This is a genomic window from Chryseobacterium sp. PCH239 (assembly GCF_018924625.1).
GTDB classification, from domain to species: Bacteria; Bacteroidota; Bacteroidia; order Flavobacteriales; family Weeksellaceae; genus Chryseobacterium; species Chryseobacterium cucumeris.
The window spans coordinates 4318628-4340594 of record NZ_CP073027.1 but is presented as its reverse complement, the minus strand read 5'-3'; the positions used below and the strand labels follow the sequence as shown (position 1 = coordinate 4340594).

The 21967-nt window shown below is 34.5% G+C and carries 20 protein-coding genes; 2 read left to right on the top strand and 18 right to left on the bottom strand.

All coding sequences use genetic code 11. From position 1 onward, the window contains the following. Positions 1–3: 3 nt before the first annotated feature. From KBP46_RS20015 to KBP46_RS19935, 18 genes are all read right to left on the bottom strand, one after another. Positions 4–576: an acyltransferase gene (locus tag KBP46_RS20015; RefSeq protein WP_123279281.1), complete on the bottom strand. Its 573-nt coding sequence runs from the start codon at positions 574–576 to the stop codon at positions 4–6. Between the two features lie 12 nt (positions 577–588). Next, positions 589–1713 carry a DegT/DnrJ/EryC1/StrS aminotransferase family protein gene (locus tag KBP46_RS20010; protein ID WP_216443999.1) on the bottom strand — a complete coding sequence of 375 codons (1125 nt, stop codon included), beginning with the start codon at positions 1711–1713 and terminating at the stop codon, positions 589–591. Between the two features lie 34 nt (positions 1714–1747). Continuing rightward, entirely contained in the window at positions 1748–2938 is a 1191-nt protein-coding gene (gene lhgO / locus KBP46_RS20005) for an L-2-hydroxyglutarate oxidase (RefSeq protein WP_216443998.1), read from the bottom strand. A 6-nt stretch (positions 2939–2944) separates the two neighbouring features. Then, a complete protein-coding gene (locus KBP46_RS20000; RefSeq protein WP_123279278.1) occupies positions 2945–4240 on the bottom strand; it encodes a nucleotide sugar dehydrogenase in 1296 nt (431 codons plus the stop codon). After that, positions 4240–6627, bottom strand: coding sequence for a polysaccharide biosynthesis tyrosine autokinase (locus KBP46_RS19995; RefSeq protein WP_123279277.1), 2388 nt, complete (start codon positions 6625–6627; stop codon positions 4240–4242). Before KBP46_RS19995 ends, KBP46_RS20000 begins: the two co-directional genes overlap by 1 nt. Positions 6628–6633: 6 nt before the next feature. After that, positions 6634–7458 carry a polysaccharide biosynthesis/export family protein gene (locus KBP46_RS19990; RefSeq protein WP_216443997.1) on the bottom strand — a complete coding sequence of 275 codons (825 nt, stop codon included), beginning with the start codon at positions 7456–7458 and terminating at the stop codon, positions 6634–6636. Between the two features lie 39 nt (positions 7459–7497). Then, positions 7498–9426: a nucleoside-diphosphate sugar epimerase/dehydratase gene (locus tag KBP46_RS19985; RefSeq protein WP_216443996.1), complete on the bottom strand. Its 1929-nt coding sequence runs from the start codon at positions 9424–9426 to the stop codon at positions 7498–7500. Positions 9427–9784: 358 nt separating this feature from the next. Next, positions 9785–10243 carry a regulatory protein RecX gene (locus tag KBP46_RS19980; protein WP_216443995.1) on the bottom strand — a complete coding sequence of 153 codons (459 nt, stop codon included), beginning with the start codon at positions 10241–10243 and terminating at the stop codon, positions 9785–9787. Positions 10244–10300: 57 nt separating this feature from the next. Then, positions 10301–11566 carry a serine hydroxymethyltransferase gene (gene glyA / locus KBP46_RS19975; RefSeq protein ID WP_216443994.1) on the bottom strand — a complete coding sequence of 422 codons (1266 nt, stop codon included), beginning with the start codon at positions 11564–11566 and terminating at the stop codon, positions 10301–10303. Positions 11567–11716: 150 nt separating this feature from the next. Beyond that, positions 11717–12622 carry an NAD(P)/FAD-dependent oxidoreductase gene (locus tag KBP46_RS19970; RefSeq protein WP_216443993.1) on the bottom strand — a complete coding sequence of 302 codons (906 nt, stop codon included), beginning with the start codon at positions 12620–12622 and terminating at the stop codon, positions 11717–11719. Between the two features lie 158 nt (positions 12623–12780). Further along, a complete protein-coding gene (locus KBP46_RS24160) occupies positions 12781–12987 on the bottom strand; it encodes a hypothetical protein (protein WP_367397885.1) in 207 nt (68 codons plus the stop codon). Further along, a complete protein-coding gene (locus KBP46_RS19965) occupies positions 12984–14306 on the bottom strand; it encodes a glycosyltransferase family 39 protein (protein WP_367397884.1) in 1323 nt (440 codons plus the stop codon). Before KBP46_RS19965 ends, KBP46_RS24160 begins: the two co-directional genes overlap by 4 nt. A 50-nt stretch (positions 14307–14356) precedes the next feature. Beyond that, positions 14357–14923: a hypothetical protein gene (locus tag KBP46_RS19960; RefSeq protein ID WP_216443992.1), complete on the bottom strand. Its 567-nt coding sequence runs from the start codon at positions 14921–14923 to the stop codon at positions 14357–14359. Between the two features lie 125 nt (positions 14924–15048). Then, on the bottom strand, positions 15049–16260 hold the full coding sequence (locus KBP46_RS19955) for an efflux RND transporter periplasmic adaptor subunit (RefSeq protein ID WP_062673981.1): 1212 nt from the start codon (positions 16258–16260) through the stop codon (positions 15049–15051). Between the two features lie 43 nt (positions 16261–16303). Beyond that, on the bottom strand, positions 16304–17575 hold the full coding sequence (locus tag KBP46_RS19950; protein WP_062673979.1) for an ABC transporter permease: 1272 nt from the start codon (positions 17573–17575) through the stop codon (positions 16304–16306). Positions 17576–17660: 85 nt separating this feature from the next. Then, complete coding sequence (locus tag KBP46_RS19945; protein WP_216443991.1) at positions 17661–18890, bottom strand: ABC transporter permease; 1230 nt, start codon at positions 18888–18890, stop codon at positions 17661–17663. A gap of 130 nt (positions 18891–19020) precedes the next feature. Next, a complete protein-coding gene (locus KBP46_RS19940; protein ID WP_216443990.1) occupies positions 19021–19377 on the bottom strand; it encodes a four helix bundle protein in 357 nt (118 codons plus the stop codon). 98 nt (positions 19378–19475) lie between these two features. Beyond that, entirely contained in the window at positions 19476–20165 is a 690-nt protein-coding gene (locus KBP46_RS19935; RefSeq protein ID WP_062673972.1) for an ABC transporter ATP-binding protein, read from the bottom strand. Between the two features lie 424 nt (positions 20166–20589). Between KBP46_RS19935 and KBP46_RS19930 the strand changes: the two genes are divergently transcribed. Both KBP46_RS19930 and KBP46_RS19925 read left to right on the top strand, forming a co-directional pair. Then, positions 20590–21564 (top strand): ribonucleotide-diphosphate reductase subunit beta, encoded by a 975-nt coding sequence (locus KBP46_RS19930; protein ID WP_062674779.1) that lies wholly within the window; start codon positions 20590–20592, stop codon positions 21562–21564. Positions 21565–21663: 99 nt separating this feature from the next. Beyond that, positions 21664–21954: a hypothetical protein gene (locus tag KBP46_RS19925; protein ID WP_062673969.1), complete on the top strand. Its 291-nt coding sequence runs from the start codon at positions 21664–21666 to the stop codon at positions 21952–21954. The last annotated feature ends 13 nt before the right edge of the window (positions 21955–21967 follow it).

The following is a 21967-nucleotide window of genomic DNA, read 5'->3' as shown; positions in this document are numbered from 1 at the left end:
TTTTTAAATTTTTGAAACTTTATTATTCTCTAATCTGTATTTTTCTCCACTTTCTTCACAAACAGCTATATTTTCTGCATCAAATTCAAGTCTTTGCCCGAATTCACTCATCCATCCCATTTGTCTTGCTGGGTTTCCTACTACCAATGCATAATCCGGAACTTCTTTTGTAACCACAGCTCCGGCACCGATAAAAGCGTACTGCCCTATATTGTGTCCGCAAACGATAGTTGCATTAGCTCCGATAGAAGCCCCTTTTCCAACATGAGTCTTTAGATATTCATTTTTTCTGTTTACTGCACTTCTGGGATTTATCACATTGGTAAAAACCATTGAAGGACCTAAGAAAACGTCATCATCACATGTTACTCCTTCATAGATGGAAACATTATTCTGAACTTTTACATTCTGACCTAAAACGACTTTAGGTGAGATAACAACATTTTGACCTATGTTACATTTTTCACCCAAAATGCAACCTGTCATAAGATGTGAAAAGTGCCAAATTTTGGTTCCGTTCCCTATTTGACATCCTTCGTCAATAACGGCTGTTTCGTGTGCAAAAAAATCCGACATATCTGCTTTATATTAATTAAAATAATTCTTAATTTCTGTAATAATAATATCCAGTACTTCCTGGTCAAATTCTGTATGTACAGGAAGAGAGATCACTTCTTTGCAAAGCTGCTCTGTAACCGGAAGACTAAAACCTTCTTCTACATATTGAAGAAAAGCTTCTTGTTTGTAAAGAGGTAAAGGATAATAAACCATACTTGGAATGTTCTTTTGTGCCAAATACTTTTGTAACTCATCTCTTTTCCCATTTTTTACTCTAAGGGTATACTGATGAAATACATGGCTAGAATTTACAGCTCTCTTAGGTGTTTGAATTTCAGAAATCCCTGCAAGGTTTGTATCATAATAATCTGCCATTTTGTTTCTGGCAGCTGAATACTCATCCAAATGCTTAAGCTTAACTTTCAATACAGCAGCCTGTATGGTATCCAATCTTGAGTTACAGCCTAAAACTTTGTGGTAGTATTTCTTTTCCTGTCCATGGTTGGCAATCATTCTTATTTTAAAAGCCAATTCATCGTCATTCGTCATCAATGCCCCCCCATCACCATAACATCCCAGATTTTTTGACGGAAAAAATGACGTACATCCAATATGTCCGATAGTTCCTGTTTTTTTAACAGTTCCATCAGAAAATGTATAATCAGAACCTATTGCCTGAGCATTATCTTCTATAACAAAAAGGTTGTGTTTTTCTGCAAATTTAAGAATTTGTTCCATATCAGCACTTTGGCCATATAAATGAACAGGAACAATTGCTTTTGTATTGGGGGTAAGATATTTTTCAAGACCTTCCAGCTGTATATCAAAAGTATCTTTGTTTACGTCTACCATTACAGGTTTTAACCCTAAAAGACCAATAACTTCCGCAGTTGCTACGTAAGTGAAAGCAGGACAGATTATCTCATCACCAGGCTGCAGATTAAGGGCCATCATGGCTATTTGAAGAGCATCTGTTCCATTGGCACATGGAATAACATGTTTTACTCCAAGATATTTTTCGAAATCGTATTGAAATTCTTTTACAGCAGGGCCATTAATGAATGCTGTATTATCTATGCATTCCTGGATACCGGCGTTTATATCTTCTTTTATTTTCAGGTATTGACCTCTAAGGTCAACCATTTGAATTTTCATATTCTTAGTTTTTTGAGTACACGGAGTGCATTTTTTAATTCATGATCAGCTCACTTATTTTATTTCCTATAGAAAGGCAGGACGTAGCTGCTGGAGAAGGGGCATTTCTAACGTGAATAATATTTCCATTTTTCACGATATCAAAATCATCAATCAATCCTCCATTTCTGTCGCAAGCTTGAGCTCGTACTCCTGAACCTCCTGCAACAAGGTCATTTTCCTGTATTTCCGGTAAAAGTTTCTGAAGGGCTTTTGTAAAGGCGGATTTGGAAAGTGAACGATGCATTTCGCCCATTCCGGTTTTTCCATATTTTGATACAATTTTTCTAAACCCTGGCCATAGCATGGTTTGCATGGTTTCGTTAAAATTGAAATCAAAAAAGTTATATCCTTCTTTTTTGAAAGCCAAAACAGCATTAGGGCCAGCTTCTATATTACCATCAATCATTCTGGTAAAGTGAACTCCAAGAAACGGAAAGCTAGGATCAGGTACTGGATAAATAAGATGTTTTACCAGATATTTTTTTTCATCCTTAATTTTATAATATTCTCCTCTAAACGGGATAATGACCACATCGTTTTTCTCGTTGGTCATTCTGGTTATCTTATCAGAATACAATCCCGCACAGGAAATAAGTTTTTGGGTCTTAAATTCAGAAATATTGGTGTTTACAATAATTTCAGATCCTTTATCAATAATGTTTTTTACTTCATTATTAAATCTTACTTCACCACCTGCTTCTTCAAAAAGTTCTTTTATTTTTTTGGCGATTCCCGGATAATCAATAATTCCGGTTTGTGGTACTTTGATTGCTCTTATTCCTTCACAGTGGGGTTCAATTTCACGAAATTCTTCTCTGGAAAGATATTTTAAATCCTGAAGTCCGTTTTCAACTCCTCGTTTATAAATATTATCCAAAAGTGGTAGTTCTTTCTGTGAGGTTGCTACAATTATTTTTCCGCAAAGATCATATTGTATGCCATGTTTTTCGGCAAAGTTAATGACCGAGTTATAGCCTTCAATACAATTTTTAGCTTTAAGGCTTCCCGGTTTATAATAAATCCCGCTATGGATTACTCCACTGTTATGTCCTGACTGGTGCAATGCCACATCATTTTCTTTTTCTACAATGAGGATCTTAGAATCAGGATTTTTAAGTTGTGTCTGGTAGGCTGTAGCCAAACCTACCAAACCTGCACCAATGATTATGATATCATAGTTCATGATCTATTATAATCTTGCATCTACCAGATTTCTGTCTAAACATGCTTTGGTATCAAAAACCACAGCATTTTCTTTTTTAAGTTGATCCAGATCCATTTCCAGGAACTCATTGTGAGATACTGCAATCACTAAAGAATCATACTTTTTCCCGTCCTCAAGAGATTCCAGAATATTAATTCCATATTCGTGCTTTACTTCTTCTTTGCTTGCCCATGGATCGTAAATATCAACATTTACTCCGTAGTCAGCAAGTTCTCTATAAATATCTACAACTTTAGTATTTCTGACATCAGGACAGTTTTCTTTGAAGGTAACTCCTAAAATCAAGGCATTAGAGTTTTTGATCACTCCTCCTTTTGCAATAAGAAGCTTCACTACTTTAGCGGCAACAAATTTTGCAATAGAGTCGTTTACACGTCTACCTGATAAGATGACATCCGGGTGGTATCCTAACTGCTCTGCTTTATGGGCAAGATAATAAGGATCTACTGAGATACAGTGCCCACCTACTAGTCCCGGCTTATATTTAAGGAAGTTATATTTTGTTCCTGCCGCTTCCAATACATCATTGGTATCGATACCTACTCTATCAAAAATTAAAGCCAATTCGTTAACAAAAGAAATATTAACGTCTCTCTGTGCATTTTCAATAGCTTTTGAGGCTTCGGCAACTTTAATGCTCGGTGCTTTATGGGTTCCTGCAGTAATAATTTTCTTATAAAGTTGATCTACTTCTTCAGCAATTTTTTCCGTAGAACCTGATGTTACTTTTTTAACACTTGTAAGGGTATTTACTTTATCTCCCGGATTAATTCTTTCCGGAGAATATCCTACAAAAAAGTCTTCATTAAAAGTAAGTCCTGAATATTTTTCAAGAACTGGTACACACTCTTCTTCTGTACATCCAGGAAAAACTGTAGATTCATAAATAATAATATCTCCTTTTTTAATAATTTCTCCTAACATTTTTGAAGCAGAAATTAAAGGATTCAAATCCGGAGCATTATATTTATCAATAGGTGTAGGAACTGTTACAATGAATACATTAGCTTCAGAAATATCAGATAACAGACTTGTTGCTTTATAACCTAAAGAACCATTAGATTCTCTATATTTTTTCAGTCCGGTATTTAATTTATCAACATCAGCTTCAAGCGTTATATCTTTTCCGTTATTAAGCTGATCAACACGTTGTGTATTGATATCAAACCCAAAAACAGGATAATGATCTGCAAATTCAAGAGATAAAGGAAGACCTACATAACCCTGGCCTATAACTGCTATTTTATATGTTGTTGCCATTAACTAAATTTATTTTTTATTTTTTGAAACCAAGATTGTTCTGTATGCTGGTTGTAACCGTAACCGTATTTGTTACTGTATCCTAAATTTTCTCTGCTTACATCATTAAGAACAAATCCTACATTTCTGATTTTTTTCTGATCAATATTACTGTTGGCAAATTCCAATAATGCCTTTTCTGTATATTTAGATCTGGAAACGTAAATGGTTACATCAGAAAGCTCAGCAATAAGGAAAGTATCTGTTACAAGGAGCAATGGTGCAGTATCCAGAATAATGTATTCATATTTTTCTTTCAATTCACTTAGAAGGATCTCATAACGGCCGTTAGATAACAATTCTGTTGGATTTGGAGGAATCATTCCTGAATAAATTACATCCAGATAAGGATTAAAAGATGATACATGGATAATATCTGTAAGTTTAGTGTCGTCATTGTAAAGGTATTCCGTAAGTCCGGCAAGTCCTTTTCTTGCAGGATTATATCTTTGAAGCTGAGGATTCCTGATATCGGATCCTATAATAATTGCTTTTTTCTTAGGGTTTGCCAGTGTTAAAGCTAAATTCACAGATGTGAATGTTTTTCCTTCTCCCTTTACAGTTGAAGTAACAAATACTACTTTACCTTTTTTCTCTTTTGAAAGCATGAAATTCATATTCGTGATAAGAATTCTAAATGCTTCCGCCATAGGCGTAATATCATTCATTTTAACAATTTCAGAATCTCCTTTTTCAAGACTTGGCAATTCTGCAATAATAGGTGCATGAACTAACTTCTCAAGATCATGTTTTGTAACAATTTTATTATTAAACAGTTGAGACATGTAAATAATAATAAAAGGAATTAATAATCCAAGAAATAATGAAACGAATAAAATAGCTTGGGTTTTTGGTGCAACAGGGTTTGCAAAAGCATACGCCGTATCAATGACTCTCGCTTTTGGTGCTGTAATAGATTGCGCAATAGCTGTTTCTTCTCTTTTCTGTAGTAATAATAAATATAAGTTTTCTTTAATTTTTTGTTGTCTTTCTATTCCCCTGAATATTTTTTCTATGGAAGGAATTTTAGCTATTTTTCCTGTTACCTTATTTTGTTCTCCTACATATTCATTCCTTGCAAGTTCTAATCCAGCCTTATTTCTCTGTAGAGTTTGAACAACTGAAGTACGCATTGAATTTATTTGTTTACTAGTTTCAACAACTATAGGGTTTTCTGTAGTTGCAGATTCTAATAATCTCGCTCTTTGCATTACTAATTGGTTGTAGGATGTAATTGCAGAAACAGCTTCAGGATTATTTAATCCAATATTCATTGGTAAAACCTGATACTGTCCTTGCTTGGACATGAAAGAAATCAAAGAATTTGTCAATTCCAATTGGGCATCAAGATCCAGTTGTTTTCCGCGAGCTTCTGCAGAACTTTCAAGATCTATTTTAGCTTCTGTTTCAAGGTCAGTAAGATTATTCTTTGATTTAAAACTCTCTTTTTCATTTTCAACCTGGCCAAGCTCTACTGAAAGTTTTTTTACTCTATCTTCAATAAAATCTAATGTTTTTTTAGACTCTTGATTTTTATCCAAGATAGCATCGTTATTATAGGCAACAACTAATGAATTAAGAATATCTTGTGCCTTTGAAATTACCGGATAATTCATTGAAAGCCTAAGTACAGTAGCTTCTTTGTTTGCTAAATCTACATTAAGAGCACTTGTTAAAGCATTAACTTTTGCTTCAACCGACGATATGAGTAATTCTAAATTTTTCTTATCAATATTGGGTGATGCTTTAGAGTTATATTCTTTATTTTTAGTAATGATAATATTAGCAAAAGGAAGATTTATCATTCTTCCATAACCAGAAATAATATCTTTTTTCTGCTCTTCATCATGTATTATAATTTCTTCCCCTTTTAATTCTACATTAATAAGATTATTTGCTTTTTTGGATACCTTCTCATTTATAACTTTTACTTCAATGGGCGAAGATTCTTTGTACAGCTCAACACGACTTACTTTTCCTTTAACAATGATATTAGCCTGAAGGTTTTTATTGATAACCACATCCCTCATCAGCTTTTTTGACTTCAAAACTTCAATCTCATTGGAAATACTATTAGTTTTCATTCCTCCTAGTCCTGATAAATCAGAGAGAACACCCAATTCGTTATTTGAAGATGAATTTTTTGAATCTTTTATAAGTAAGGTGGTTTCCACATAATAGACTGGAGTCATAAATCTTATTGCAAAATAGCCAATCGTTAAAGCGACCATTGCACAAAAAATAAACCATGGCCATCTCCTTAAATATGGTTTGATTATTTCACTAAAATTAATTTTATTTGAATTGTTTTCCACTTCTGAAAATTGTGAAGTTTGCTGGTTATCCATCAATTGTTATTTCTTATTAAATAAACTTACTACTACGGCAACTGCTGTAACCGCGATAGAAATAGCGGTCAGATAAAGTCCAGTATTGGGATTTTGTTTTGCTAAAACATCTTTGGTATTACTTGAGGAAACAATAATAGCATCCCCTTGCTTCAGGTTGTAATAAGGAGAATTAATGAGATTGGCATCCCGAATATTAATACGGCCATGAGAAACAACGCCATTTTCTGTTCTGATCACCAATATGTCTTCTCTTTTCCCATATTGCGTCAGGTCACCAGCCATACCTAGTGCATTTAAAATAGTTGCCTGCCCACTTGCTATAGTATAGTCTCCCTGTCTGTTGACTTCTCCAAGTACTGTAACTTTAAAATTCGAGAGCCTGATATTAATTGTTGGGTTAATAACATATCTCGTCATTTTTTCTCTAAGTTCGTCTTTAAAAGCGGTGAGACTTTTATCCGATGTATTCAGTTTACCTAAGATAGGGAAGTCAATATCTCCATTTGCATCTACAATATATGTTGGCCCAGACATAATTGTAGAGCCCTGATTAGGAGTATTTCCTCCTGCTATTGCATTGGTCTGGATAAGTTCTGATGAAGAATAGTTCTGATTAAAAGGCTTTACAACATCCATATCTTTTGAAGTGATCAGAATAATAAGCTGATCTCCTACCTGGATTGTATTTGCTGAATTTTTAGCAGAGGCACTGATTGCAACCTGTTCTATATTCTGCATATAATTTAAATCATTCTTAGCATTGGGATTCACTTTACAAGAAATCACTAATGAAGATGCCAAAACTACTGCTAATATTTTTCCTTTCATTATTTTGTTAAATTATGCAAATATACATTTATATTTTGTCTATTTATCAAGAGCCTCATAGATTGAATTATTGCTTCGGAATTCCGGCACTATAGTTTTAAGAATCCTTACTACTTCCACTTTATCTCTTCTAAGAGAAGCTTTTGTAATTTCTTTAGTAAGCGTATCTATTTCTGCAAATCCCATAGAAGGATCTTTGGAGATCATGATTTTATCATTATGAGTAGGAAGTGTTTTTGCGTCATCACTCAAGAGTTCTTCATATAACTTCTCTCCAGGTCTCAATCCTGTATAAATGATCTTAATATCAATATTAGGTTCGAATCCTGATAATTTTATCATTCTTTTGGCAAGATCAATAATTTTAACAGGTTCTCCCATATCAAAGACAAAAATTTCACCTCCTTCACCCATTGTTCCTGCCTGAAGAACCAGCTCACAAGCCTCAGGAATAGTCATGAAATATCTTACAATTTCCGGGTGGGTAATGGTTACCGGTCCTCCAGCTTCAATCTGCTTTTTAAAATGAGGAATTACAGAACCGTTAGATCCTAATACATTTCCAAATCTTGTTGTAATAAACTTGGTAACATTACCATCTACATTCTGAAGTGACTGCACAAAAAGCTCAGCAGCTCTCTTTGAAGCTCCCATTACGTTGGTTGGATTTACAGCTTTATCTGTAGATACCATTACGAAACGGTTTACTTTATACTTACTGGATAGCTTTGCAACTATTTTTGAACCTAATATATTAACAAAAATAGCTTCGTGAGGATTTTCTTCTACCAAAGGTACATGCTTATAAGCAGCTGCATGATATACCATTGAGAAATTATACGTTTGGAACAGAGATTCCATTCTGTGATGATTGGAAACATCTCCTAAAACAAATTTGAAAGGGATATGAGGAAATTTTTCTCTCATTTCAAGTTCAATTTCATAAAGCGGTGTTTCTGCCTGATCTAAAACGACAATCAATGAAGGATTGAAAAGAGCAACCTGTCTAACAATTTCACTTCCTATAGATCCTGCTCCACCGGTCACTAATACTGTTTTATCAAAATGTCTGCTTTTAACTTTTTCATTTTGAATTTTGATAGGTTTTCTGTTTAATAAATCTTCAATTTGAAGATTTCTAATAGATCCCCCTAGATCGCTGTCTCTCAGTTTTTGTACTGATGGTGCTTTAAAGACATTAAGATCTTTCTCTAAAAATAAATTCACCCATGAATTCATCTCATCTCTGGCCATCATTTCTTTAACAATAAGAACGCCATCAATAATAAGATCTTCTTTGGTGTTTTCTTCTATTTTTTGTTTTTCATAAATTGGCTTTCCTAACAGAGATGCCCTTTTAGAATCTGTTCTTTGTGTCAGAAAACCTACTACCTGATAAGGTAAACTCGGGTTATCAAGAATTGCACGTGCAATGGCAATAGACTGCTCATCAATTCCCAATACTAAAATTCTTTTTTTCAGTGCGCTTCTTCTGTATTCCCTCACAATATGGAAAAATTCCTTCACATAAAGTCTGAAAAGAAATAATCCCATAAATGAAATTACGAAATAAAGCATCAGATAAGGAGTAAGGATAAATTTGCTTCCTGTAATCCAGAAATAGCAGATATTTACAGTTCCGATAGCCAGCATTGTGCAAAAGCAGGAGATCAGGAGTTTAAATAAATCTATAAAGGTGGAATGGCGGATTATCCCGGCATAGGTCTTGAAGATATACATAAAAGAAGCATTCACCAGAATAATAAAAGCGAAAATTAGGCTTTTATCATCATGATATATGAATTCCTGTTTTGTAATTTTTGCGATAATGTAGGTAGAAAGAAATAAAGATATTACCAGAATAATAATGTCTATTACAAGAATTATCCATCTAGGAAGATATCTTACGTCTGAGAGATTGACAACATTATCCCCTCCAAATATTGTTTTTCTAAGAGAATTGTACATTGTCTATATTGGTGTTCATATTTAATTAAGGTATAATATCTAATTATCCAATCAAAGATAGTTTTGATACAATCATGCAAAAGTAAAATAAATTTATTTCAATATGCTGAAATCAAAAATAAATTTGATGTTACATTTATAAAATCTAACAATTTCATTGTGGTACAGCTAAACCCACAGACAAAAATCATACCAGAGAAACTGTTTATGACGACGACATTTATCTATGTAAATTTTTTATTTCAGCTGTTTTTTCTTTAAAAGAATTATTAAATCTTTATATATCAATCTTTTTCAATGAACTGATTGTTTTTTTTCCTAAAAGTCATACGTCAAGTTTTTTCTTATTTATTAATATTTAGCCAAAAATATCAATTATTTTCTCATACTCAAAACCTTTACTCATCAAATATTTTATAGTTTTGGTTTTTTTTTGATATTCTTTCAAGCCAGTTTGTTTGGTATAATAATCATCAAAAATTTTTCTGATGGTTTTCTCATAATCTGAGTCATCAATCTCATCAAAACAAGAGCTTATCAACCTCTCTGAAATCTGTTTTTGTTTCAGATTGATCTTAATTTTGGTTTTTCCCCAGTGTTTAATGTAAAATTTCCCTCGGATATAGCTCCTGGTAAATCTTTCTTCGTTCAGAAAGTTTTCTTTCAGCAGAAATAAAATAATTTCTTCTTTTGCTTCATCAATAAGCAGAAACTCTCTCATCTTCTGTTCCACTTCCGCATGGCAGCGTTCCTGGTAAACACAATAGTTAACAAGCTTCTGTTTAATTTCGTCGAAAGTATAAGATTTCTTTTCCATTGTAATAAAAAAAGAATGAGCAGTTTGCCCATTCTTTATATGATATTGGAATGTCTGTTAGTAATTGAACAGAGCTTTATCTTCCATTAATTCGTTAACTTTCTTTCTTACAGATCCAAGAACTTCTTCATTCTTGATATTATCTACCACTTCAGAAATTAACCCTGCAATAGTATCCATATCATTTTCTTTAAGTCCTCTGGTAGTAATAGCAGCAGTTCCTAATCTGATACCAGATGTTGTAAATGGTGATTTATCATCAAAAGGAACCATATTTTTATTACAAGTAATATCAGCAAGCACTAAAGCTTTTTCAGTTTCTTTACCGTTTACTCCTTTATTTCTAAGATCTACTAACATCAGGTGATTATCTGTACCACCGCTTACGATATCAAAACCTCTGTCGATCATTGCTTTTGATAATGCCTGAGCGTTAGATTTAACCTGTTTTGCATAAGTTTCGAACTGTACATCCAATGCTTCACCGAACGCTACCGCTTTACCAGCAATTACGTGCTCAAGAGGGCCACCCTGAATACCTGGGAATACAGCTCCGTCCAGCACCTGGCTCATCATTTTAATTTCTCCTTTTGGGGTTTTGTGACCGTAAGTATTTTCAAAATCTTTACCCATCATAATCATCCCTCCTCTTGGTCCTCTAAGGGTTTTGTGAGTAGTAGTCGTTACTACATGACAGTGTTCGAATGGAGAGTTTAACAATCCTTTTGCCACTAGACCTGCCGGGTGAGCGATATCTGCCCAAAGCGTTGCTCCAACTTCGTCTGCTACTTCTCTGAACTTAGCATAGTCTAAATCTCTTGAATATGCTGAGAAACCTGCGATAAGCATTTTTGGTTTTTCTCTCAATGCCACTTCTCTCATTTGGTCATAATCGATAAGACCTGTTTCCTGCTGAACACCGTAAGAAACTACGTTATATTGAATCCCTGAGAAATTCACTGCAGAACCGTGAGTAAGGTGTCCTCCCATTGAAAGGTCCATCCCCATGATTTTGTCACCTGGTTTCAAAACTGCAAGATAAATGGCTGCATTCGCCTGAGAACCGGAATGCGGCTGAACATTCACGTAGTCTACTCCAAAAAGTTCTTTAGCTCTGTTAATCGCTAAAGTTTCAACCTCATCTACTACTTCACATCCTCCGTAATATCTTTTTCCGGGATATCCTTCAGCATATTTATTTGTCAGTACACTTCCCATTGCTTTCATCACGTTTTCAGAAACAAAGTTTTCTGATGCAATAAGTTCTAAACCATGGGTTTGTCTTTGTCTTTCCTTTTCAATCAGGTCGAAAATAATATCCATTTTACTTTTAGTTTTTGAAATTTTCACCCCAAATGTACGGAATTTTCGTCGAGATTTCTCTATTGAAAAAATGATTTTTAAACACTAAAAAATGAATATATATATCCACAAATCCTACATTATGGTTCTTTTAAATGTGTCAAAAAGCCTTTAAAATTCATCATCAGAAAGTTCTTTATTCACCATAGCTCCGGCAAAATTCCCTTGGGCAACTGCATTGGCTACGGAACGCATCATGGTTACAGTATCTCCACAGGCAAAAAGTCCGGAAACGGTTGTTTTCTGCATTATATCCACTTTAATAAACCCCTGTTCTGTAAGTTCACACCCCAGATCATCAGATACATTGATATTTTGCTCAAAAGGAATTTTCGCATACAAAGCCTGCAATGGAACTTCCTTTCCGTTTTTAAAAATTATTTTTTGAATGAAACCATTTTCATGTTTTACTTCTTTGATTTCATCTTCGTTAAGGATGATATTATTATTCTTTAGTTTTTCAAGTTGTTCGTCACTAAGAACAGCTTTTCCATTGGTAAATAAAGTGAGATTTTTAGTCAGATTAAAAATCAGTTTTGAAAACTCGTAGGCCATATCTCCGTTGGAAAGAATTCCGGTAATTTCATTTTTCACTTCATAGCCATGACAGTATGGGCAATGAATAACAGAAATTCCCCAACATTCTGCAAATCCGGGAATATCCGGCATAATATCCTTCACTCCTGAGGCAAGGATCAATTTTTTAGCGTAAAATTTTTCACCTGTTGAAGTTTCAATCACAAAACCTTCATTTGCTTTCGAAGTTTTTACCACTGTTCCATTATAAAATCGTACGGTATCATACTTTCCTACATCTTGTTTTGCCAGCTTTGCAATTTCCGCAGGTGTTTTTCCGTCATGAGTAACAAAATTATGGGAATGTGGAGTTTGTCTGTTGCAAGGTTTTCCGTTATCGATAACCAGGACATTTCTTAATGATCTCCCCAAAGCCATTGCTGCAGATAATCCTGAATAGCTCCCTCCTGTTATGATGACATCAAAGTTTTTGTTTTCCATAGTTTAGTTGATAATTGATAATTGATAATTGATAATTGATAATTGATAATTGATAATACAAAGTTAACCTAAAATCAATTAACGCAATAAAGTTGCAATAATATTTATCTATTAGCTTTATCCTATCTGCAAATCATCATTTCCAACGTTATTGAAAACTATTTCCATTCATTTTTAACTTCGATAATTTCATCCTGAATTCTCTTGTTGATATTTACTTTTGCTTCCATTAAACTGAAAATTGCAGTTCCTCTTTCTCTCGCGTAAGGATTGGTAATGGAATCTTTTAATGTTGCAATTTCAAAAAAGGAACCGGATTCTTTAAGTTCTTTTCCTGCTTCAGATGCCTCTTTAATCCTGATCACATTTTTATATTTTTGTTTACATCTATCCAATTGATATAATCTGCATTAAATGACACTGCCACGACTCCGGCTTTTGAGTAATAATTAATAGCTCCGGTCTGTCCGTAATTATCACACAGTACCATGGTTTTTCCGGTTTTTGACAATCTGGAATATTCTTTATCTACTTTTTGAGCCAGCTCTTTCCAACCCTGCATATCAGCAAAATCCTGTGGCAGCGGATGATCTTTTCCATCTTCCCAGCGAAGCAACCCTAATTTTTTGTATTGACTTTGGTGGGACACGATGTATTCAGGACTTTTATTTGGAAAAGCCACATTATACAAAGGCAGAAATAAAAGTATTGGAATAAGTATGCTAACCGGCTTCAAAAATCTTTTCCGGCCTTTTTCAAATAAATTTCCGAGAAAAACAGCACCAAAAGCAATATACACAGGATAGAGTCCGATTGCGTAGTAATCTTTTGCTTTAAAAAACAAAAACAGAGTGATCGTGAAGATATAGCTCCAAAAGAAAAACCTGTATTTTTCAAAAGGTTTGTATAACAGCAATGCTCCCCAGCCTGCAATCATCACAAAAATAACTCCGGCAAAAAATAAAATCTGGGATTTCATAAAATCCATTCTGTCTACATGTACAAGCTGCCGTTCAGAAAGTTCTTTCATATGATGAACAACCGGGAACTGGTTCTGGTACTGCCAGAGAAGGTTGGGAAAAATAATAATCAAAGCTAAAAGTGCAGCCCAGTACAAATGAGGCAGCATAAAAATCTTCCTTTGCTCTGTCAGCAATAATGCAGGAATAAGCCCTAACAATGAAAAAGCAATATTGTATTTGTTTAATATTCCTATTCCGACAATGATGGCACCTATATACAACCATTTTACTTGTTGGGAATTGAAATATTTAATCAGACTGTAGTAAATAAACAACCATAGGAAGATCTCCAGAGAGGTTGGCTGGAATAACATATTTACCCGAAGAAGCACTGAAAATAATAGCCCTAAAGAAGCCAATACTTTAGCAAACAGGTTTCCATTGAGCTCTTCCACAACTTTCCATGTCAGTACTATCGTCAAAGCTCCGAACAGCGCTGGAAAGAATTTAACCCAAAAGATGGAATTTCCCAACATTTTAATTATCCAGGCCAACCAGGAATTAACGGGAGGAACGGAGAGATATCCCCAGGCAAGGTGATTAGCCTGATCAAGATGCAGGTATTCATCTCTGTGAAGTTCATACTCAGGGCTTATCAGCGAGTATTGGAGTGCAAACTTTGCAATGATAAAAAGTAACAGAATCCAATAGTCTTTTTTCATGGAGGTATAGTTTGGAATTTAAAATTAAGACATTTTAAAATTACTTTTTGTTACACCTTTCCGAATTTATTATCAGCAATTTCAGTTTTTACTTTTTGAATCTTGTCTGACCAATAATTAATTTCCTCATTTTTATCCGGGAATTCTTCTATAGATTTATTTTGACATGAAATCAATGATTCCTGATAAGACTGCAAGATGGTTTTTAAATACATTTCATAGTCATTAGGATTTTTGGGAATATATCCAATTCCATCACAGCCGCATGTATGAAAGCATTTTCCTGTTTTTAAAAGACTTTCTATAATTTTCCATTCTTTGACTGCTGTTTTTTTTGGAGCTTTGAAATCTTTCCCCAGATCAGCCATTACGTTGCTGCACTCAGGACATTTTATAGTTCTGTTTTCAATCTCTGAAACAATTTTTTGTAATTCTTCTGTTTCTCTTTTTGTGAAAACATATACCACTTTACGAATTACCTTCCCATTAGGCTCATGGTATACTTTTTCTTTTTCTACTCTTTTTATAATATCGTATACATTCTGTTGTTTAAATGATTTTCTGCATTTGAAGCATACGTAATGTGATTTATAGGTTTTCCCAGCGTATCTGCACATTTTTCATAGATTATCCAATTCAAATATAGGAATTTACACTTGCAAAAGTTTTGATCTAAAAAAAGAATCCCGGACGAAAAAAATTCCTCCGGGATTCACAGTTTAAAAGTGTATAGTGTAGTTTATTATTTTTTATTTGCTTTTTCTTTAAGCTCTTCTTTGTCTTTATCAGAAGGGTTCCAAACTTTTACTTCGGTATCTTTTGTGATATTTGATCCCGGAAGAATCTGAACGTTGATCCCGTCACTAGCTCCCAGTTTCACATATACTTTTTTGAATTTCCCATCTTTTTGTTTTGCTTCTACGAAAGGTACATCTTTTCCTTGTTTCTTTTCGTACTGAACTAAAGACTCATCCAATAATAATGCATTTTTCTGAGAACTCAATACAATTTCACCATTCGCAGAAAAACCTGCTCTAATATACTCATTATTAGGATTAGTTACGTTTCCTTCTACCGGAAATTTAATTGTTCCTGCATTATCTTTTCCTTTTGGAGCAATCATCGTTAGTTTTCCAGGGAAAGTTTTATTTTGAAGAGCACCGATCACGATGTTCATATCCATCCCTTCACTTAGTTTTCCGGCTTGTGCTTCATCAATTTCACCTTTAAAAATCAAAACATTTAAATCAGCCACTGAGCAGATTGTAGTTCCGGCATTAAAGTTATTGGCTTCAATCACCTGGCTTCCTGCTTTTACAGGAACTTCCAGTACAGTACCTGAAGCTTTGGACCGAATTTCTGTAGTCGCTAACCCTTGTCCTTTAAGTTCAGGAGTGGCACCTGTTTTAGCAATCTGTAATCTTTTTTGAGCGGTATTCAATTGCTGCTGGGCATTTTTTAAAGTCTGTTGCTGAGAGTACAATTGCTGCTGGGCGTTCAGATACTCCTGTTTAGAAGCGACTCCTTGTTTGTATAGCTTATCCTGCATTTCAAACTGTTTCTGCATATTCCCTACATTCATCTGAGCATTGCTGATCTGGATCTGCGCATTCTGAACTTCCTGCTGAGCAGCGTTTACTTCGGAGATACTTGGAACAATTTTTACGGTAGCAATCAGCTGTCCTACTTCTACTTTATCTCCTTCTTTTACTAAAATCTTATCGATAATCCCAGCAATATTGGGTTTGATTTCAATTTCTTCTTTGGGAACGATTTTCCCTGTAGCCATTACTTTATCATCCATATTCTGGATAGTAGGTTTGCGGGTAAGGAAAGCCTCACTTTCTTTGGAGTTTGATTTGATAAAATAGCCAAGCCCTGAGAACAATGCCACTGCAAATAAAAGCCCCAAGACTATATAAATGGCTTTTTTCCAGGTGAATTTCTTTTTCATATGTATAGTTTATTTTTTTTAAATTGAATGATGTGAAAATTAATTATTCTGTTCTTAATGCTTCAATAGGTCTGATCTTTACCGCTCTCTGCGCAGGAATCATTCCGATTATCAATCCTAAAACCACCATTACAGCCATCGCCGCAAATACGTTTCCATAGTTAACGGTCGGATTATAAAAAGGAAATGAATCCTGACCCTGGGTAGCCGCATTGAGGATCATGAGTACAAAAATTCCAGACATAAAACCTATTAATCCTGAGGAGAGTGTAATCACAACACTTTCCAGCAAAATCTGATTTCTTACTTCAGCAGGCTTTGCTCCCAATGCTCTTCTGATTCCGATTTCTTTGGTTCTCTCTTTTACTGTAATCAAAAGAATATTGGAGATAGCGATTACTCCTGCAAGAATCGTCAGTGTACCAACAATAATGGTCAGTAGCTGCATCCCAGTAAGAAAACCGGTTAGTTTTTTAAACTCTTTTCCAAGGTTGAAACTTCCGAAAGCATTGGTGTCTTCAGGTGAAACTTTATTTTTGGTTTTTAAAACCTGTTTTACATCTTCTTCCACGGAATTAACGTTAGCATTAGGCTTACTTACAATCGCAAACAGGTCTATCTGGTCTCCTGCATTATACATTTTCGTATAAGTGGAAAGTGGAATGAAAGCGGTCTGATCATTTTCAAAGCCGCCTCCTTTTTTCACACGAAAAACTCCGATGACATTAAAGAAGAGACCTTTAATATTGATTGATTTTCCTATTGGATTTTCTTTTTTCTTGGAATCAAAGAAGTTTTTATAAATCTCTTCTCCAATAACTACTACATTTTTATTTCCGGAAACATCGGCATCATTGATATAGCGTCCGTAGATCAGTTTCTTTTCTGAAATTTTATTTCCTACAGAGTAATCTCCCGTTAATGAATAAGTACCGTTTTTCCCGTTTCTTGACATTGATTCTCCCGGTGTTCCGGTAAAGCTTCCTCTGGCATTTTGTGGCGATATATAATCTATGGCTGTTACTTTCCTTTTCAGCATATCCATATCGGTTAAGTTCAAGTGAACTTCTCTTCCTTTAGGAAATCCCTCATATGGAATGGATGTTTTCTGTGCCCATAAGAAGATTGAATTGGTGGCAAAACCGGAAAATAATTTATCAAAACCATTCTCCATCCCTTTTGCGGCTCCAAGAAGGCTTACATACAAAAACATTCCCCATCCTACGCCAATCATGGTAAGAAATGTTCGGAGTTTATTATTCCTCAATGAATAATAAATTTCCTGCCAAGTATCTTTTTTAAATATGATATTCACCTTTTTGAATTATAAGTTATAAATATGAGTTATGAATTCCATTCATTCTTTTAACTAAAAATTTGCTTTTGTTTTTTAGTTTATATTATTCTGTTCTCAATGCTTCAATAGGTTTGATTCTTGAAGCTCTGTACGCAGGTACAAATCCAGCAATCAATCCTGAAAAAATCAGGGCAATAAATGCCATAATAATAGCCCCCCAACCTACACTTGGACTTTTAATGAAGAATTCTTCAAGACTGTCACCAATAAGGCTTAATGTCAAAACACCTACTCCTACTCCTACAAGTCCGGATACCACTGTAATCACAACGCTTTCCTGAACAATCAGTCCTACGATTCCACTTGGTTTTGCCCCAATAGCTTTTCGTACTCCGATTTCTTTGGTTCTTTCTTTCACGATATACACCATGATATTACTGATCCCGATAATTCCCGCAAGCAATGTTCCCAGACCAATAAATCCAACAATAGCGGTAAGGACTGCCATAAACGTAAATGTATCATTCATATTTTTGGCGTTATTCCAGACACGAACTCCATTTTCATCATCAGGAGAAACATTTTTTCTGGCTTTCAGTTTATCTTGTAACTCATCACCATATTTTATGGCCTGATCCGGAGTCAACTTATCATTATAGGTGATATAAGCTATATTCACTGTGTCAGAACCCTTTTTCATCTGCTGTAAAGTGGTAATAGGCACTGTAATATGTCTTTCATCCCGGTCTCCTCCATCATCTGAAAAGACTCCGATCACCTTGTACATCGTTCCGTTAATATCCAGCTCTTTTCCAATAGGATTTCCATTTTTGATCAAATCCCGCTGAACCATTCTTCCGATTACGGCAACATTTAATTTCCTTGTCAAATCCATAGATGTCAGATAACGACCATCAATAATTTTTCTATTCTCAATAACCTGCTCTCCCGGCTCAGCACCATTGATCTGATAGAGACCACTCTCTTTCCCATATTTCACCATTAAATTGGCGCTATACCTGGGACTTGAAGGACCCGCTTTTTTCTTATCTGCATTTATCAAAAAATCATAGTCTGCGTTATTCATTGAAATATTTCTATCAGACTGTAATCCCTTATACGCTAAAGTGGCTTTCCCTGTTGAAATAATAATAAGGTTCTTAGCATCTCCGGCAAATCCTTCTGAGAAAGCATTCTGAAGTCCTTTTCCAATTCCAAAAAGTACAATGAAAATAAACAGCCCCAGGGCTACCGTAAACCCTGAAAGTACCGTCCTGAGCACATTGCTCCGGATAGAACTGAATATTTCCTGCCAACGATCTAGGTCAAACATAGTTTTTATTTTTTTACTTTGTAAAAAAGTCAATTAGCTGCGCTCTCAATTTTCTTCGAAGTCAATTAACTTTGTTGTCAATTTATTCTTCGCAAAACTTTAGTTACGAACCTGACTAATTTTCACATTTCTAATCTTTTTTTAACATTTTACTTAACAAGATAAATGCTGTTTTTATTAAATTTCCAATTTTTGTTAATTCCTCTATTCTAATATAATTACATTCTATAACGATATCAAAACAAGAATCCAACTCAATAACCGAACCTCTGGCAATTTCAAAATACCTCTTTCTTTCCAGTTCAGATTTTCTTGAACATCCTTCAGTAATATTTAATACAACTGAAGTAGAAGCTCTTCGTATCTGATCGATTATGTTAAACTTTTCATGATCAGGGATTTTAGATAAAATTTTATAACATTCTATTCTTAATTCTCTGGCTGACTGATATACGTCAAGCTTATAATGGTTCAGATTTAAAAACATTTTTATTTTTTTTCATATTCATTCGTGTGTGTTATTAATTATTTTCCCTCTTCATTATCAATTCACTTGTAAAGCAAAATTGACCATTCACGATTCACTTATAATACAATCTGCTTAATAAACTCATCACTTTCAATAATCCCGTCCTTCAGTACTACATTTCTTTTGGTTTGTGCAGCTACATCAGGTTCATGGGTTACAACGATGATTGTTTTCCCCTCATTATTGATATCCTGAAGCAGTTTCATAATATCATGAGTAGTTTTGGAATCCAATGCTCCTGTAGGTTCATCTGCCAGTACTACTTTTGGATCTGTAATCAAAGCTCTTGCAATAGCGACTCTTTGTTTCTGTCCTCCGGAAAGTTCACTCGGAAGGTGGTTGGCCCATTGTGCCAATCCTACTTTCTCCAGATATTCCATCGCTTTCTGATTTCGCTCTTTTCTCGGTACATTCTGATAGTACAGAGGAAGTGCTACATTTTCTAAAGCCGTTTTATAATTGATAAGGTTAAAAGACTGGAAAATAAATCCTAAAAACCTGCTTCTATATTCCGCAGCTTTTACTTCAGATAAATGTTCGATAGGAACTCCATCCAATTCATAGATACCTGAATCTTTTTCATCCAGAATCCCAATAATATTAAGAAGCGTGGATTTTCCGGAACCGGAACTTCCCATAATAGAAACAAACTCCCCTTCAGAAATATTCAGATTAATTCCTTTGAGAACATGAAGTTTGCTTTTCCCTGTATCGTATGACTTATTTAAATCCTGAATTACTAACATTAAGTGATGTATGTTTTATACCCAATAAGTAGATGATATTTTCAAATTGTTACAAGAATAAAAATTTATTCAAATATTTTTTTGTTTAACACAATAGAGCTTTATTTATAATACTTTACAAAATATTGTTTAACTGTAACTCTGTATTTGTATCTATTTATCCTCAAGATTGCTGTCTAGCCTATTATCCGAGCCAGTTTCATGTAAATGTGGAAAACTTTTCAGGCTAAAAGTCAGCCTATTAGTATTTACCTCTTTCAAAATCAGTTCTTTTTTTCGAACTTTGCTATTAGTTCTTTACAAGAAATATGAATTTGCGGAAGTGAATAACTTTAATCCACAACTTGCAGATAAACAAAAAGTTAAGTATTTCCTGAACGTTATCCACAGAGATCTAAATTATTTAATTATAAAGATATTTAATATGGGAATTTTTGATAAAAGAGTAAGTTATAAGCCATTTGAATACCCGGAGGTTCTTCAATTTGTAGAGGCAATCAACAAATCGTTCTGGGTACATTCGGAAGTGGACTTTACTGCAGATGTTCAGGATTTTCATTCGCAGTTGGAACCACATGAAAAACATGCTGTGAAAAATGCGCTGTTAGCCATTGCACAGATCGAGGTGTCTGTAAAGACATTCTGGGGGAATTTATACAACCACCTACCAAAGCCGGAATTCAATGGATTAGGATCTACTTTTGCAGAATGCGAGTTTCGTCATTCTGAAGCATATTCCCGTTTATTAGAGGTATTAGGATACAATGACGAATTCCTTAATGTTATCGAAATTCCTGCTGTAAAAGGAAGAATCGAGTTCCTGGGAAATGCTTTAAAACACGCTAATTCTGCAACCCCTAAAGAGTATGTTTCTGCTTTACTATTATTCAGTATTTTAGTAGAAAATGTTTCTCTTTTCTCGCAGTTTGCCATCATCCTTTCTTTCACAAGATTCAAAGGATTCATGAAAAACGTTTCCAATATCATCGCATGGACTTCCGTAGATGAGCAGATTCACGCTAATGCAGGAATTTACCTGATCAACAAAATCCGTGAGGAGCAGCCTGACTTATTAACAGACAGCGATATCGAAGACATTTACACTTTGGTAGATGAGTCTATCGCAAGAGAAGGAGACATTCTTAGCTGGATCTTTGAACTGGGAGAAATCGACAACGTTTCTAAAGAAGATCTTCTTAACTTCATGAAATACCGTGTAGATGACAGCTTGAAGAAAATCAACATGAAAACAAAATACAACATTACTCCTGAACAATACAGACCAATGGTATGGTTCGAGGAAGAAGTTTTCGCCAATTCATTAGATGATTTCTTTGCTAAAAGACCTGTTGATTATACAAAACACGATAAAAGTATTACAGCAAACGACTTGTTCTAATATTGACGAGCGAGCGTCAAAGCGGTCAGTATCAGGACTACCCTTTTCTGATTAATAAGTGAAATTGTTGTTCATCAGTAAAGCACAAATACAAAAGAAATGATTAATGTAATAGTAACCTATACGGTAAACCCCGAATTTGTTCCAAACAATAAAACGAATATCCAAAAGTTTCTGGAAGATTTCAAAAATTTAGATCCTTCCACCTTTGAATATAAAGTTTTTGTAAAGGAAGATGGTGTTACTTTTGTACATTATTCAAACTACATCAATGAAGAAGTTCAGCATGAGGTTTTGAATGTTCCGTCTTTTAAAGAATTTCAGAGATTAAGAGACGAAAGCGGGCTGAACGGTTCCCACAAAGTAGAAATTTTACAATCAATATTATAAAAAAACAAAATTC

What these genes read in the sequence shown, in the direction of transcription:
- KBP46_RS19995 (WP_123279277.1), bottom strand. Translation starts at nt 6,627, where the DNA reads ATGGATAACCAGCAAACTTCACAATTTTCAGAAGTGGAAAACAATTCA.
- KBP46_RS20015 (WP_123279281.1), bottom strand. Translation starts at nt 576, where the DNA reads ATGTCGGATTTTTTTGCACACGAAACAGCCGTTATTGACGAAGGATGT.
- KBP46_RS19985 (WP_216443996.1), bottom strand. Translation starts at nt 9,426, where the DNA reads ATGTACAATTCTCTTAGAAAAACAATATTTGGAGGGGATAATGTTGTC.
- lhgO (WP_216443998.1), bottom strand. Translation starts at nt 2,938, where the DNA reads ATGAACTATGATATCATAATCATTGGTGCAGGTTTGGTAGGTTTGGCT.
- KBP46_RS19940 (WP_216443990.1), bottom strand. Translation starts at nt 19,377, where the DNA reads ATGTTTTTAAATCTGAACCATTATAAGCTTGACGTATATCAGTCAGCC.
- KBP46_RS19960 (WP_216443992.1), bottom strand. Translation starts at nt 14,923, where the DNA reads ATGTGCAGATACGCTGGGAAAACCTATAAATCACATTACGTATGCTTC.
- glyA (WP_216443994.1), bottom strand. Translation starts at nt 11,566, where the DNA reads ATGGATATTATTTTCGACCTGATTGAAAAGGAAAGACAAAGACAAACC.
- KBP46_RS19930 (WP_062674779.1), top strand. Translation starts at nt 20,590, where the DNA reads ATGGGAATTTTTGATAAAAGAGTAAGTTATAAGCCATTTGAATACCCG.
- KBP46_RS19980 (WP_216443995.1), bottom strand. Translation starts at nt 10,243, where the DNA reads ATGGAAAAGAAATCTTATACTTTCGACGAAATTAAACAGAAGCTTGTT.
- KBP46_RS20000 (WP_123279278.1), bottom strand. Translation starts at nt 4,240, where the DNA reads ATGGCAACAACATATAAAATAGCAGTTATAGGCCAGGGTTATGTAGGT.
- KBP46_RS19970 (WP_216443993.1), bottom strand. Translation starts at nt 12,622, where the DNA reads ATGGAAAACAAAAACTTTGATGTCATCATAACAGGAGGGAGCTATTCA.
- KBP46_RS20010 (WP_216443999.1), bottom strand. Translation starts at nt 1,713, where the DNA reads ATGAAAATTCAAATGGTTGACCTTAGAGGTCAATACCTGAAAATAAAA.
- KBP46_RS19955 (WP_062673981.1), bottom strand. Translation starts at nt 16,260, where the DNA reads ATGAAAAAGAAATTCACCTGGAAAAAAGCCATTTATATAGTCTTGGGG.
- KBP46_RS19965 (WP_367397884.1), bottom strand. Translation starts at nt 14,306, where the DNA reads ATGAAAAAAGACTATTGGATTCTGTTACTTTTTATCATTGCAAAGTTT.
- KBP46_RS19935 (WP_062673972.1), bottom strand. Translation starts at nt 20,165, where the DNA reads ATGTTAGTAATTCAGGATTTAAATAAGTCATACGATACAGGGAAAAGC.
- KBP46_RS19945 (WP_216443991.1), bottom strand. Translation starts at nt 18,890, where the DNA reads ATGTTTGACCTAGATCGTTGGCAGGAAATATTCAGTTCTATCCGGAGC.
- KBP46_RS19925 (WP_062673969.1), top strand. Translation starts at nt 21,664, where the DNA reads ATGATTAATGTAATAGTAACCTATACGGTAAACCCCGAATTTGTTCCA.
- KBP46_RS19990 (WP_216443997.1), bottom strand. Translation starts at nt 7,458, where the DNA reads ATGAAAGGAAAAATATTAGCAGTAGTTTTGGCATCTTCATTAGTGATT.